Annotated in this window: 11 protein-coding genes; 2 read left to right on the top strand and 9 right to left on the bottom strand. The window is 70.8% G+C overall.

Annotation, left to right across the window (positions count from 1 at the left end; translation table 11 throughout):
* The first annotated feature begins 8 nt into the window (after positions 1–8).
* The gene (locus G567_RS0118590) at positions 9–1,850 is read left to right on the top strand and encodes a LuxR C-terminal-related transcriptional regulator (protein WP_084796247.1); all 1,842 of its coding nucleotides are present in this window, start codon (positions 9–11) and stop codon (positions 1,848–1,850) included.
* 72 nt (positions 1,851–1,922) lie between these two features.
* Here G567_RS0118590 and cofD read toward each other — a convergent pair whose 3' ends face one another.
* From cofD to G567_RS0118630, 7 genes are all read right to left on the bottom strand, one after another.
* Positions 1,923–2,906 (bottom strand): 2-phospho-L-lactate transferase, encoded by a 984-nt coding sequence (cofD, locus tag G567_RS0118595; RefSeq protein WP_051233276.1) that lies wholly within the window; start codon positions 2,904–2,906, stop codon positions 1,923–1,925.
* Between the two features lie 22 nt (positions 2,907–2,928).
* Positions 2,929–5,286: a bifunctional FO biosynthesis protein CofGH gene (locus G567_RS0118600; protein ID WP_037057646.1), complete on the bottom strand. Its 2,358-nt coding sequence runs from the start codon at positions 5,284–5,286 to the stop codon at positions 2,929–2,931.
* The gene (locus G567_RS0118605; RefSeq protein ID WP_028931172.1) at positions 5,283–5,801 is read right to left on the bottom strand and encodes an LLM class flavin-dependent oxidoreductase; all 519 of its coding nucleotides are present in this window, start codon (positions 5,799–5,801) and stop codon (positions 5,283–5,285) included. Before G567_RS0118605 ends, G567_RS0118600 begins: the two co-directional genes overlap by 4 nt.
* Before the next feature lie 209 nt (positions 5,802–6,010).
* The gene (locus G567_RS0118615; RefSeq protein WP_028931173.1) at positions 6,011–6,364 is read right to left on the bottom strand and encodes a hypothetical protein; all 354 of its coding nucleotides are present in this window, start codon (positions 6,362–6,364) and stop codon (positions 6,011–6,013) included.
* On the bottom strand, positions 6,361–7,143 hold the full coding sequence (locus G567_RS0118620; RefSeq protein WP_028931174.1) for a nitroreductase family protein: 783 nt from the start codon (positions 7,141–7,143) through the stop codon (positions 6,361–6,363). The genes G567_RS0118615 and G567_RS0118620 overlap by 4 nt, the downstream gene beginning before the upstream one ends.
* A 39-nt stretch (positions 7,144–7,182) precedes the next feature.
* Positions 7,183–8,409: a thiolase family protein gene (locus tag G567_RS0118625; protein ID WP_028931175.1), complete on the bottom strand. Its 1,227-nt coding sequence runs from the start codon at positions 8,407–8,409 to the stop codon at positions 7,183–7,185.
* 23 nt (positions 8,410–8,432) lie between these two features.
* Positions 8,433–9,998 carry an AMP-binding protein gene (locus G567_RS0118630; protein WP_028931176.1) on the bottom strand — a complete coding sequence of 522 codons (1,566 nt, stop codon included), beginning with the start codon at positions 9,996–9,998 and terminating at the stop codon, positions 8,433–8,435.
* Between the two features lie 273 nt (positions 9,999–10,271).
* Here G567_RS0118630 and G567_RS0118635 point away from each other — a divergent pair, with 273 nt between their 5' ends.
* Positions 10,272–11,900: a helix-turn-helix domain-containing protein gene (locus G567_RS0118635; RefSeq protein ID WP_028931177.1), complete on the top strand. Its 1,629-nt coding sequence runs from the start codon at positions 10,272–10,274 to the stop codon at positions 11,898–11,900.
* Between the two features lie 336 nt (positions 11,901–12,236).
* Here the strand turns inward: G567_RS0118635 and G567_RS0118640 are convergent, their stop codons facing one another.
* Complete coding sequence (locus G567_RS0118640; protein ID WP_084796250.1) at positions 12,237–13,406, bottom strand: IS3 family transposase; 1,170 nt, start codon at positions 13,404–13,406, stop codon at positions 12,237–12,239.
* A gap of 44 nt (positions 13,407–13,450) precedes the next feature.
* A partial coding sequence (locus G567_RS29785; RefSeq protein ID WP_037057649.1) for an integrase core domain-containing protein occupies positions 13,451–13,744 on the bottom strand: 294 nt, incomplete at its 5' end.

Below are 13,744 nucleotides of genomic sequence, written 5' to 3' on the forward strand. Positions count from 1 at the left end.
ATCCGTTGATGGCCACCAGTGCGGGGCGCTGGTCGGGGGCGACAGCGCAGGTGTCACGCGCGGGGTCGATTCGCGACCGGCCTATCGGCGCGGTCACCCGGCACGCCCGCCTGACCGGTTATCTGCGGGCCGCGGCCGGGCTCGGCTCGACCTCGCCGCTTTCCTTCGTGTGGATCGGAGAGCTCGCCCCGGATCCGCCCGGCTCGCCCGAGGCCGGGCGGCGGCTGCGGGTGCGCATCACTGCCGGCCGCGTGGCTGGGAGTTGCGAGGTGGAGTTGGACCCGGTGGAGCCGGACGACGTCGCCGGGCTCAGCAGGCGGGAGCTGCAGGTACTGACCTTGCTCGCGTGCGGCCTGACCAACCCCGACATCGCGGCGCGCCTGGGCGTTTCCCGGCGCACGGCCGCCACCCACGTGGAGCGGGTTCTGGGCAAGCTGGAGGTACCCAGCAGGGCCGCGGCGGCCGCGCTCGCCCTGGACCGTGAGCTGCTCGCCCTCCCCTTACCCGGAACCAGCCTGGGCGGACTCGCACCGGTCGGACTGCTCCGACTCGAGGCGGAGGTCCGCGGGGCGGCCGACGCGATGGCCCCCGCCCCACACCGACCACGCCCGCTGCGGCGACGGCCACTGGTCATCGGCGCGGTCTACCCCGCGAACAGCGATTCCGCCCGCGATGGCCAGCAAATGCAGCGCGGCGCCCAGCTGGCGGTCGAGGAGATCAACCGACGCGGCGGCATCGGCGGCCGGTTGCTCGAACACCTCGCCGTACACGCCGACGCCACCCGCGGCGCCGCCATCCGCGCCGCTGTCGAGCAACTGGTGGCCCGCGACGTCGACGCGATCACCATCGGCTACACCTTCGAACGCAGCCGCAGCGGTCTCGCCGCCCAGTTCGGCCCCGCCTCCGCCGCCGGCTGCCCGCTGCTGCACCACTCGACCTCCGCCAGCGCCGCCCGGCTCGTCGCCGACGAGCCGGACCGGTTCGGCAACGTGTTCCAGGTCTGCGCGCAGGAGAGCGCGTACGGCGCCGGATTCCTGCGCACGCTCAACGCCCTGCGCGACTCCGGCCGGTGGAGTCCGAGATCGAGGCGGCTGCTCGTCCTCGACTCCGCCGATCCGGACCTCACCACCTTCCCGGCGCCGGCTCTCGATACCGCCGAACGCAGCGGATGGCAACCGGCAGTCGACCACATCAGCCCGCTTGAGCCCGACTGGCGCGCGGCGGTGGACAGGATTCATGCTCTCGATCCCGCCGCCGTCATGATCGCCTGTTTCTCTGCGCCTCAAACGGCGCGCTTTCTCCACCGATTCCGGCACACGCCCACCGACGCGCTGCTCTACACGCTCTACTCACCATCGATACCGGAATTCCTCGAACAAGCCGGGCCAGCGGCCGAGGATCTCCTCTGGGCGACCGTCACCGGCCGCTACAACGACCGTTTCGGCAACGAATTCGGCCGCCGGTTCCGCCACCGCCACCACGCCGAACCCGGCATGTCCAGCGCCGGAATCCACTACGACATCGTGCACCTGCTGGCCGCCACCTGGTCGCAATGCGCCGCCCCCCACGACTTCCGCCTGGTCAACGACCTGCTCCGGCACCGAATCCACCGAGGAGTCAACGGCTCCTACCACCTCGGCACCGCCAACCAGACCAATCTCGTCTACCCCGACGAGACCGCTGACCCCTCGATCGCGCAAGCCCACCTCGTCTACCAGATACAGGCCGGCCAACACCGGATCATCGCCCCGGCCCCGTACCCCTCGGCACCCTTCCGCCCACCGGCGCCCGAAGCAGCCCGGCGGCCCGAGGCTGCGTCCCGTGCTCGCCGGACACATCGGCGTGCGTGAGTCGGCCACCGCGCGGTCGAGGACGAGGTTGGCTTGCGGAACTGGACGGCGCCGTCAGGGCACCCGGCTCCGTCACGCCGACCGTCCCAGCACCGTCGCCACCAGGTCCCGCGCGCAAGCGCCCTGGTGAAGCAGGGTCGGAACCAGCAGCGGTTCCAACCCGAGCGAGGCGACGGCGGCGGCCTCGGCGGAGTCGGCGACGTCCAGCACGTATCGCGCGCACAGCTTCGCATAGAGCGTGGCGACTCCGGATGCGGTTGCCGGGACGCCGGCGGCGGCCAGCAGGGCCGCGCGGGCGACCGCTCGCCGCTGCTCGCCCGGATCGGTGATCGGCACACCCGACACGATCGGCGTGACGGCGACCACGTCCTGGGCCTCCGCCACGGCATCGCGGATGCCGGGAACAGCCAGGATCGGCGCGATGCTCGCCACGGGGTTGCTCGGGGCGATCACCACGAGATCGGCGGCACGCAGCGCGTCGAGCACGCCCGGCGCCGGTGTGACCGGCTCGCCGGACACCGCGTAGTCCACGTCCGCGACGGCCGGAGCGGCGTGCTCGCGGACCAGGAACTCCTCGTAGTGCAGGCCGCGTCCGTCGACCGTCGTGACTCGCGTCGCCACCTCGGCCTCGGTCATCGGCAGCACGCGCACCGCAACGCCCATCCCGGCGGCCAACCTCTGGGTCACCTCGGTCAGCGCAACGCCTGTTCGCAGCAGCCCGGTCCGGAACAGATGGGTCGCCAGATCGCGATCGCCGAGGTTGAACCACACGTCGTGGCCGAGGTCGCGCAGCGCCTCCATGCAGCGGAACGACTCGTCGCGCAGTCCCCATCCGCGCTGGGTGTCCTGCCGGTCGGCCAGGGCGTACAGGGTGGTGTCGAGGTCGGGGCAGATTCGGAGCCCGTGCATCCACAGGTCGTCGGCGGTGTTCACGACGAGGGTGAGATCGGTCGGCGGCACCAGGGCGACCAGCGCGCGCCAGAGCCGGGACGCGCCGATCCCGCCGCCGAGCCCGACGATCCGGCGGGATCGTCGGACGCGGGTGTCTTTCAGCATTCGGACAGTTCCGTTCCGCTCCTCAGGGCTGGGTGACCAGGTCGGTGTCGGCGTGCTGGTAGAGCGTGGTGCGTCGAACGAGGCGACGCCCCGCACCGTCGACGAGGGCTCGGAGCGCTGTTTCGTCGAGCAGCTGGCCGTGGGCGGCCCCCGCGGCGCGGCTGATGTTCTCGTCCATGAGCGTCCCGCCCAGGTCGTTGACCCCCGCGGCTAGCAGTTGCGCCGCCCCACCGGTGCCGAGCTTGACCCAGGACGCCTGGATGTTCTCGATGAGACCGTGGTAGACGATCCGGGCGATGGCGTGCATGAGCACCACCTCGCGCCAGGTCGGACCCCGACGGGCCGCCCGTTTGAGGTAGATCGGTGCGGCCATGTGCACGAACGGAAGACCCACGAACTCGGTGAACCCCCCGGTCTCCCGCTGCAGCGCCCGGGTGCGGAGGAGATGCCGGGCCCAGTGCCCGGGCTGCTCCACCGCCCCGAACATGATGGTGATGTTGGACCGTAGCCCGATGCGGTGAGCGGTCCGATGCGCGTCCAACCACTCCTCGGTGTCGATCTTGTCGGGGCACAGCACGGCGCGCACCTCGTCGTCGAGGATCTCCGCGGCCGTGCCGGGCAGGGAGCGCAGACCCGCGTCCTGCAGGCGGCGCAGGTACTCGGCCAGCGGTTCCCCGAGCCGGCGCGCGCCCTCGATGACCTCCAGCGCGGTGAAGCCGTGCACGTGGATGTCGGGCACGGCCGCGGTCACGGCGCGGGTGAGCTGGACGTAGAAGTCGCCGTCGAAGCCGGGGTGGATGCCGCCCTGCAGGCAGACCTCGGTCGCGCCCCGCGTCCACGCCTCGCGCGCCCGGTCGGCGACGTCCTCGAGGGTCAACAGGTAGGGCTTGCCCCGCAGGTTGAGCGAGAGCGGCCCCTTGGAGAAGCCACAGAACCGGCACTTGAACGTGCAGACGTTGGTGTAGTTGATGTTGCGGTTGCGGACGTAGGTGACCCGCTCCCCGACCGCCGCCGCGCGCAGTTCGTCGGCCAACTCCGCCACGGCGGCGACCTCCGGTCCGCGGGCGGCGAAGAGGGTGACGATCTCGTGTTCGCCGACCTTCTGCCCGGCGCGCACCCCGGCGAGCACCTCGGCGACCGCCCCGCGGGCGGACCCGCGCGCCGGCACGAGCGTCGGCGGGGGCCGGTCCGCGCCGGAGTACCAGGCCGTCGAGCGGCGACCGAGCAACACCACCTCGGCCCCGGTCCCCACGTTCTGGGCGTCGGTGTAGCGCTCGGGGAATACTGCCCCCGGATCGTCACGGCCCAGGCCCTCGGCGTCGGCCCGGTCCTGGACCGGGAACCGCAGCCCCTCGTCCAACCAGCGCTCGGGCTCGCGCACGTACTCCGGATACGCGGTCAGGCGGGGCGCGAGGACCATCCCGGCCGACTCGGTGACCGCGCGCAGCCGGTCCAGCGCCGGCCACGGGCGCTCCGGGTTCACGTGGTCGGCGGTGACCGGGGACACCCCGCCCCAGTCGTCGATGCCGGCGTCGAGCAGGCTCCCGAACTCGTCGGACAGGTTCGGCGGGGCCTGCAGGTGCACCTGCGGCGGCAGCACCAACCGGGCCAGCGCGATCGCGGCCAGGAAATCCTCCCGGGGGCACGGGGCGGCGGCGCGCATCGCCGTGCCCGGCTTGGGCAGGAAGTTCTGCACGATCACCTCCTGCACATGGCCGTGGCGGCGGTGCGCGTCCGCGATCGCCTCCAGCGCCGCCAGCCGGTCGGCGGCGCTCTCCCCGATGCCGACGAGGATCCCGGTGGTGAACGGGATGCCGAGCGCCCCGGCGGCCTGCAGGGTGGCCAGGCGACGGGCCGGGCTCTTGTCCGGGGCGCCGCGATGCGCCGCCAGATCCGGGCGCAGCGACTCGATCATCATGCCCTGACTCGCCGCGACCGGCCGCAACGACGAGAGCTCCTCGGTCGTCAACGCGCCGGCGTTGGCGTGCGGCAACAGGCCGGTCTCGTCGAGAACCAGCCGGGACATGGCCGCCAGGTACTCGACGGTGGAGGCGTAACCGTGCTCGGACAGCCACCGCCGGGCGTCGGAATAACGCAGCTCCGGTCGCTCGCCCAGGGTGAACAGCGCCTCGTGACAACCCGCACCGGCACCGCGCACCGCGATCGCGAGCACCTGGTCCGGGGCGAGGAACGGTGCGTCAAGGGCACGCGGTGGCTGGGCGAAGGTGCAGTAGCCACACCGGTCCCGACACAGGTGGGTCAGCGGGATGAAGACCTTCGGCGAGTAGGTCACCCGGGTCCCGGTTCGGCCCTCGCGCACGGCGCGCGCCCGGGCCATCAGCTCCGGCAGGGGCAGGTCCAGCAGCGCGGTGTTGGTCACGGCGTCTCCGAGGTCAGCGTGCGCAGCCGCGGCAGGATGTCCGCGGTGAACTGGGTCAGGAACCGCTGCTGGTCGTGGCCGGGGCCGTGGAAGACCAGGTGGGTGAGCCCGGCGTCGAGGTAGGGCTTGATCTGCGCGACCGCCTCGTCCGGATCCGAGGCCACGATCCAACGCCGGGCCACCTGCTCGATCGGCAACGCGTCGGCCAGCCGCTCCATCTCCTCGGCCGAGTCCACGCTGTGTTTCTGCTCGGGGGTCAGCGACAACGGCGCCCAGAACCGGCAGTTCTCCAGCGCCGCCGCGGGGTCACGGTCGTAGGACAGCTTGATCTCGATCACGGCCGCCAGCCAGGCCAGCGCGAACGGGGCGTGCCCGCCCCGGTGCCGCCAGGGCAGGAAATGATCCGAGGTCCACACGCTGTCCAGGCCCGCCTGTTCGGCCCGCACCGCGAACTCCACCAACGCCCGCGGTCCGAACTGTTCCGCCGACGCCTTGTAGCCGATCTTGATGCTCAATGACCCATCCTCTTCCCGCCGTCGGGCCGGTCTCACCCGACGCCGCTGCGACGGTGCGCTGGGCGGTAGCGTCCCAGCCGGTCGATCTTCGTGCGCGGGTGGCGCTCGTCGTGCGGGCTGACCGTCGCGGGCACGGGCACCGGCCGACGGAAGTGCACCCGATGGTGCGGCACCGGCGTTCCCGGTCGGTGCCGCAGCGCCGGCCATGGTCAGGATCCGGTCCAGACCTTGCCCTGGATCAGGACCCCGTTGTGGATGAGGAAACCGCGCACGATGTTCGCGTTGGCGACGGCGTCCTTGCCCCTCCAACCCTGCTCGGCGACGAAGGCCGCGATCCACTCGTTCATCGTGACCCGTCGCTTGACGCTCACGAACCGCTCGCCGGTGCCCCTCTTGCGCAGGAAGCAGAAGGCGACCAGGTCATCCGGGGGCTTCCCCGCGTGTGCGCTGAACTGCACCAGAACGTGCAGGTAGTGTTCCTGCGTCTGCGCCGGGGCCGCGTCGTGTCCAGCGCTGGCGAACCAGCGCTTGACCGAGTCGGCAGCTCGGATGTCTTCCGTCACAGCGGCAGACCGAATCGCTCGGCCAGCTGACGGACCTCCGCCCTGCGCCTCTCCGCATCCATCGGCTCCTGCAGCATCCCCGCCGCGACGAGCTTCTCGGCGACCCCGGGAACGTCCTCCCACGGCGTGCCGTACCGCCCACGGTAGAAGTTGGCCGAGAGCGGACGGCGCGGCCGCTGGCCGCCACCCCTGGGGTCTTCCGCGGGGTAGCCGACGAGCATGAGCCACATCGGGATCCAGTGGTCCGGGATGTTCAGCGCCTCCTTGGCGACGGCGCCGTTGAACGCGTGCAGACCGACCCCCAACCCCTCGTCGACCGCGGCGAGCATCGCCTGGTTGATCGCGAGACCGCATTCGACCGAGACCGCCCAGGTGTTCGCGATCTGGTCCTTGGCCATCGGCGCCACGACCTGGGTGTAGGCCACCTCGTCGACATAGGCGTGGGACCATCCGTGCGTCACGGGCAGCGCGCCGAGGTCGGTGAGTTCCTTGAGCCGGTCCTGGGCGCCCTGGTCGAAGGTGGTGTCTCCGTACCAGAAGATGGCCACGGGAGCGAGGTCGAGCTGCACCGTGGTGGTCGGTGTCTTGAGCTTTTCGAGGGTTTCCTCGCCCAGCTCGTCGCGGTAGCAGACGACCGCCTTGACGAAATCGGCGTTGACCGCGCGGGAGGAGCGGTTGGCGGCCTCGAGCATGATGTGGATCTTTTCTGGCTCGACCGGCTTCTCCGGTTCGAAGAAGCGGATCGTCCGCCGGTTACCGACGACCTGCTTGAACTCCATCGTTCTTCCTCTCTGGTGGGAACAACTGGACCGTGCGCCTCACACTGACAGCACGGTGACCGCCATGGCCGCGGTGTCGGTGGCGAGGAAACCTCCGCCGTTCTCGGCCAGCGCCGTCCGTGCGCCGGCCACCTGCCGCCCGCCGCATCGGCCGCGGAGCTGGTCGGCGAGCTCGACGAGCTGCGCGCACCCCGTGGCACCGATGGGGTGGCCCTTCGCGAGCAGGCCGCCGCTGGGATTGACCACGTGCCGACCACCCAGGCACGTCGCACCGGAGCGGAGCAGCGCCGGCCCGCTCCCGGCCGGGCACAGGCCCAGCTCTTCATAGGTCATGAGCTCGGCCGGCGCCGCGGCGTCGTGCACCTCGAGGACGTCGAGGTCCTCCGGGCCGATCCCCGCGCGCTCGTACGCGAGAGCGGATGCGCGCTCCACCGAGCCGGGCTCGTCGGGGGCATGGTCGGTGCCCGAGACCAGAACGCTGGCGCGCACCCGGACGGGGTCGAGCCCGTTGCGTCGGGCCCGATCGGCCGAGCAGACCACCACCGCCGCGGCACCGTCGCCGATCGGCGAGCACATCAGCAGCGTGAGAGGGTGGGCCACCGTCCGGCTGGCGAGCACCTGTTCGACCGTCACGGGGGAGCGGTACTGCGCGTGGGGATTCAGCGCCGCGTGGGCGTGGCTCTTGACCGCGACCTCGGCGAAGTCCTCGACGGTCGCCCCGCTCGCCTTCATGTAGGCGCGGGTGTTGGCCGCGTAGACGTCCATGAAGAACGATCGCTTGCTGTCGTCGTCCTCTGCCTCCATGGGCAGGGGTGACCCGGCCGACTCGCCGCGGGTCCACCGCTTGAGCTCGTCGATCTGGAACAGGTCGACCGCGGTGCCGATCGCGGCGAACGAGCGGGTCTTGTCGGGATGAGTCAGCTTCTCGGACCCCACCGCGAGCGCGACGTCGACCGAACCCGACGCCACGGCACCGACGGCGAGGTGGAACGCCGTCGAGGCCGACGCGCACGCGTTCTCCACGTTGACGATCGGTTTGCCGAGCAACCCGGTGTGCCGCAGCGCAACCTGGCCCCGGATCATCTCCTGGCCGGTGATCACGCCGGCGACCGCGTTGGAGAAGAACACCATGCCGACATCCGCCGCGCTCATGCGGGCGTCGGCGAGCGCGCCGCGGACCGCCTCCTCCGCGAGGGTGCGGATGGTGGCGGCGGGGAACTTGCCGAAGCGGGTCATCGCCGTGCCGGCGATCGCGACGTCGTTCATCACGTGGCCTCCTGCGGGTGCCGTCATACGCGCTGCAGCCGGTAGCCGGCCTGCTCGCGGTCCCAGGTCTGCGGAGTCACTCCGCGGGAGCGCAGCGCGGCGTACTGGTTGCGTTCGGTCGCGGTCTTGGGGAGCTCGTCGAGGAACTCCACGTACCGGGGGACGGCGTAGTTCGCCATGCGGCCCACACAGAAATCGAGCAGTGCCTCCGGCGTCAGCTCATGACCCGCTCGCACGACGACGCAGACCTTCACCTCGTCCTCGCCGAGCTCCGATGCCACGGGATGCGCGGCACTTTCCAGCACCGCGGGGTGAGCGTTGACGACGGTCTCGATCTCCCAGGCCGAGATGTTCTCCCCGAGCCGGCGCATGGACTCCTTCTTCCGGCCCCGGTAGTAGAAGAACCCGTCCGCGTCCATCTCGGCGAGATCCCCCGAATGGAACCAGCCGCCCCGGTACGCGGTCTCGGTGGCCTCCGGAAGCTTGTGGTAGTAGGTGAGCCGGCCCTTCGGGTGACGGAAGACCAACTCGCCCACCGCACCCGGCGGCAGCGAAGCGTCGTCCTCCCCCACCACGCGGAACTCGACCCCGGATACCCCGGCTCGGCCCATGGAACCGATCTTGCCGACGTCGTTGAGCAGGATTCCCGGGGAATCCACCATGCCGAACCACTCGATGATCCGCAGGCCGAAGCGCTGCTCGAACTCCTGCCACCGGTCCGGGGGGCAGCCGGCCGACACCGCCGTGCGCACCTCGTGGTCACGATCGGAGTCGCGCGGCGGTTGCTTGAGCAGGATCGAGATCATCCCGCCCAAGGTGTTGAACGCGACCGCCTCGTAGCGTCGGCAGTCGTCGAGGAACCGCGAGGCGGTGAACTTCGGCGCCAGCGCCAGCTTGGCGTCCAGGAACATCGAGCCCAGCATCGACACCAGCAGCGCGTTCGCGTGGAACAGCGGCAGACCGGTGTACAGCGTCTCCCCTGGCTGCACGCCGGACGCCTTGAGCACCGCGAACAGCGGGTTGAGGTCGTACCTGGTCGCCACGACACCCTTGGGTGGCCCGGTCGTGCCCGACGTGTACATCATCCCCACCCCACCGGTGGCTTCGGTCAGTTCCACGTCCGGCTCGCGGTCGGCACCGGACAGCAACCGGTCGACGTCCCAGTCCACTCCCCCGCCGACCTGACCGCCGTGCACGACGACGTGGCGCAGCGCCGGGAGGTCATGGCGGACGGCCAGCACCGCGTCTCGGAGGTCGGCCTGGCAGATCACCGTGGTCGCATCGGAATCGGCGAGGATGTGCGCCAGCGTCGCCCCGCGCTGGGAGATGTTCACGGGAACCGAGTGCGCGCCGATCATGAGGATCCCGAGGTGGATCCAGATGAACTCCGGGCAGTTGCTCATCATCAGGGCGACACGATCACCAGGCCGCACCCCGAGATCGAGCAGGCCGTTGGCTGCGCGCTGCGTGAGCGACAGGACCTGGTGCCACGGCACCTCCTCGTCCTGCCATTTCAGCCATGTGGCGTCCGGGTGCTCGGCGACACGTGATCGGATCAGGTCCTCGACCATGCCTCGCGCGCGGGCCATCGCTCTCCGTTCCCGGCGGCGGGACGGACCTCGCCCGCCCCGCCCCACCGCTGCCAACCGTCAACGTCGAAGATGAACCGTGACAGCGGGCGCGGGCCTGGACAATGTGCCGGGCTGCCAGAAGCCCGGTCGCCCGCCTAGCAGACCGGCACAGTCCGCTACGTGATCGACCGCGCACTCGTGCCTATCCTGACGGGTGTGATGTCGACGCTCGGTCATCAAACCGCTGCTCACGGCAGTGTCGCCGATGGTGCCGAGCCGGCCGGCGGACTCATGGAGGAGTTCCTGCGACGTCTGTTGTCCGCGCGGTCGGTCGGAACGGCCGCACAGGCGGCCGTCGACACCGTCCGCACGGCACTCGGCGTCGACATCAGCTGGAGCGGAGTCATCACCGACGGCGTGCTGACCATGGCGGCCCACAGCGGCCTGCGCACCTCTCGCATGCCCGCCACATGGCGGCTGCCGCTCGGAGAGGGGATCGGGGGGCGGGTGGCGGCCGAGGGACGGGCGCTCGCCGTGCGGGACTACCGGCACGACCCGCGGCGTGCCCCCGTGATGAAGAGCCTGATCGACGAGGAGGGCATGCGGGGGGCGCTTTGCGCTCCGCTCGTGCACGGTCCCGAGGTCCTCGGCGTGTTGTATGCGGCCGACCGCCGCGCGCGCGACTGGGCTCCGGACGACTTCCACCTCGTCACCGGGCTCGCCCGCGACACGGGCTCGGCGATCCACCGGATCTGCGAGGTGGAGGCGGCGAGCCGCCGCTCGGCACAGGATCGCCGGCTGGCTCTGGACGCACGCCGAGGCCTCCTCGTGGCCACCGAGGTCGCGGCCGCGATGGTCCGCAGCGACGATCTCGGCGCCGGGCTCGGCGTGCTCGCCCACACTCTCGGAATGCCGGTGGAACTGGCTGGTCCCTCGGGTGAGCCGCTCGTGGGGCAACCTGGCGCCGACCCGGAGGAGCCGGTCCGCTTCGAGGTCGATCTCGGTGACGAGCCGATGGGCCGGCTGCGGGTGCGTGGCGGACGCGACCTGAATCCGACCGAGCGCGACCTGCTCGGGACGACGAGCGAGATCGTTGCGCTCCACCTGCTCCGCCAGCGAGCAGCCCTGCGTTCCGAGCTCCGGGTCTACGCCGAGTTCCTCGACGATCTCTTCGAAGGGCGGATCGACGACCGGCCCGGGTTGCAGGCGCGAGCGGCACTGCTCGGCATCGATCTCCGGGTCCCGCGTCACGTCGTCTGCCTGGGTGTCCACACGGCGGGCCCGGGAGAGGGTCGCTTCATCGGTCCGCAGACCCTCGACCGCGTCGAGCGGGCGATGCACAGCCGGTACCCGAAGGCAGTCGTCGTGCCACGGAGCGGAGACGTCCTCGTCCTGCTGCCGCCCGGCACCGAGGATTCCCGCCAGGTTCACCGGTCGCTCCAGGAGCTCGTCCGGGTACGCCCGGGAACACCGGACACGCTCGCGGCCGGGTTCGGCAGGTTGTGCACGGACGTGGACGAGTACATCGACTCCTACGCCGAGGCCTCGCTCGCGCTCGACCTCGCGCGCCGCCGGGCAGCTCCTGGTGAAGTGCTCTCGCCACGGGACCTCGGTCTGTATGGCCTGCTCGTCCGCAGCTCTACACGTCAGACAATGGAGTCGATGGTGGGGCGGGCACTCGGACCGGTGCTGGCCGCGGACGCCGACGGCGGCCCGGAATATGTCAAGACCCTGCGCACCTACCTGACCAACGACCGCCACCTCGAGCGGACCGCGGCGGCCCTGCACATCCACCCCAACACCGTCCGGTACCGGCTCGCGCGGGCTCAGGAGCTGCTCGAGGTCAACCTGCGCGACCCCGACGACCGCTTCCTGCTCGAGTTGGCATTGCGCGTCCAGGCCGCCCTCGAGCACGGGTAGAACCCCACGCCTGTTCGCCGGCATTGCATTCGGACAAGGAGGGCGCCACGCCGACGTTCAAGCGCGGTCGCGGGCATCAGCCGCCGTGGACGTTGGTTCAGTACAGGTCGAGTGCACTGAGAACCGCTGGCGGTGCTGCTGCAGCCCGGGAAGGCCGGGCCAACACCGCCGCGGTCGAAGATCGGATCTGGATCCAGCTTCAGGCGCCGTCGACGGCGCCCGGATCGGATGAGTTGTCGACCCTGTCCAGGACAACCAGACACCGATCTGGACCCCTCGCCTACACGCTGCTTGAGCTTGGCCCCTGGGACCGGACAGGTTGATGTTGACCCCGTTTCACGGACTCGTCGGTGAGGAGACCGGGGCTGACGGGTGGTCGATGGTTTCGAACTGTACGGGGCTGAGCCAGTCCAATGCGGAGTGCCGGCGGCGGCGGTTGTAGAAGCCTTCGATGTACTCGAAGATCGCGTTGGCCAGCTCGACGCGGGTGCGCCAGCGTTGCCGGTCGAGCAGCTCGGTCTGCATCCGTGCCCAGAAGGCCTCGGCGACGGCGTTGTCGTACGGGTCACCGACGCTGCCGAGGGAGGGCAGCAGGCCGGCCCGGCGGGCGCGTTCGGTGAAGGTCCACGAGGTGAACTGGGTGCCGTGATCGCCGTGGATGATCCCGCCCGGGATCTGCCCGGCGATCCCGCGCGCGTCGATGGCCATCCCGAGCGCGGCGGTGGCCAGGTCGGCCCGTTGGCGCGCGTCGATCGCCCACCCGACGACGCGGCGGGAGTAGGCGTCCAGCACGACGCAGCAGTAGAGCTTGCCCTCGCGCGTGGGGTGCTCGGTTATGTCGGTGACCCAGAGCTGGTTCGGCCCGTGACGGCGGAAGTCCCGCTTGACCAGGTCGGTCACCGTGATCGCCGGCGGGACCCGTTTGGCCTTACGCCGCAACGGAAGACCGGCCAGACGCGCGCGGCGCATCAGCGCCGCGACAGTCTTGCGCGAGACGATCACGCCCTGGGCCAGGACGAGCTCAGCGCGCACCCGCGGCGCGCCGTAGGTCTGGCGGGACGCCTCGTGGATGGCGGTGATCTGATCGGTCAGCCAGGCCTGGCGGATCGTGCGCGCCGAGGGCGGACGAGTCTGCGCCTCGTAGAAGCCCGATCGTGACACCCCCAACGACACACACGCCTGCTTGACCGGCACGCCCTCGGCGGCCAGCTCAGCCACGAGAGCGAACCGTGCTTTTGGGGGCACCACCTGCTCCACCGCGGCCGCGGCCTTGCGCAGGATCTTGACCTCGGTCTCCAGCTCCGCGATCCGCGCCCGGGCCGCGGCCAACGCCGCCGACTCCACCTGCTGCGCGGTCGCAGCCTTCACACCCCGCTCGAGCAGATCCCTCGACTTCCACCGGTGCAGACAGGACTCGGCGATGCCCAACGACGCGGCGACATCACGCACCGAACGACCCGTCTCCAGCAGATCCAGCGCACGTCGCTGAGGTGTGTCCGAGTTAATGAAGCAGCCGGGCGATGGAATACCCGACCACGAGCGGGTAGTGATCATCGGTGGTCCTTGCTCGTGTTTCGACGGTAGTTGATCCGTGCCTCGCGGGCCGCGGCGAGCCCGTCGCGGCGGGCTTGGCGGATGCCTTCGCCGCGGCCTTCGTGTTCGTCGTCGGGCGTGACATACCCGACGCCGGCGTGCAACCGCACGGAGTTGTACTCGGCCCGGCGGCGGTCGAGCTCGCGCTCGAGCTCGCCGGGGTCTCTGATCTTCTCCAGGTGTGGCCACTCGCCCTTGACGTGGCCGAACAGGGTCTCGATCCAGGCCTGGTCCTCGGGGGTGTGCGGGCG

The sequence above is a fragment of the Pseudonocardia asaccharolytica DSM 44247 = NBRC 16224 genome (genome assembly GCF_000423625.1).
Classification (GTDB): domain Bacteria; phylum Actinomycetota; class Actinomycetes; order Mycobacteriales; family Pseudonocardiaceae; genus Pseudonocardia; species Pseudonocardia asaccharolytica.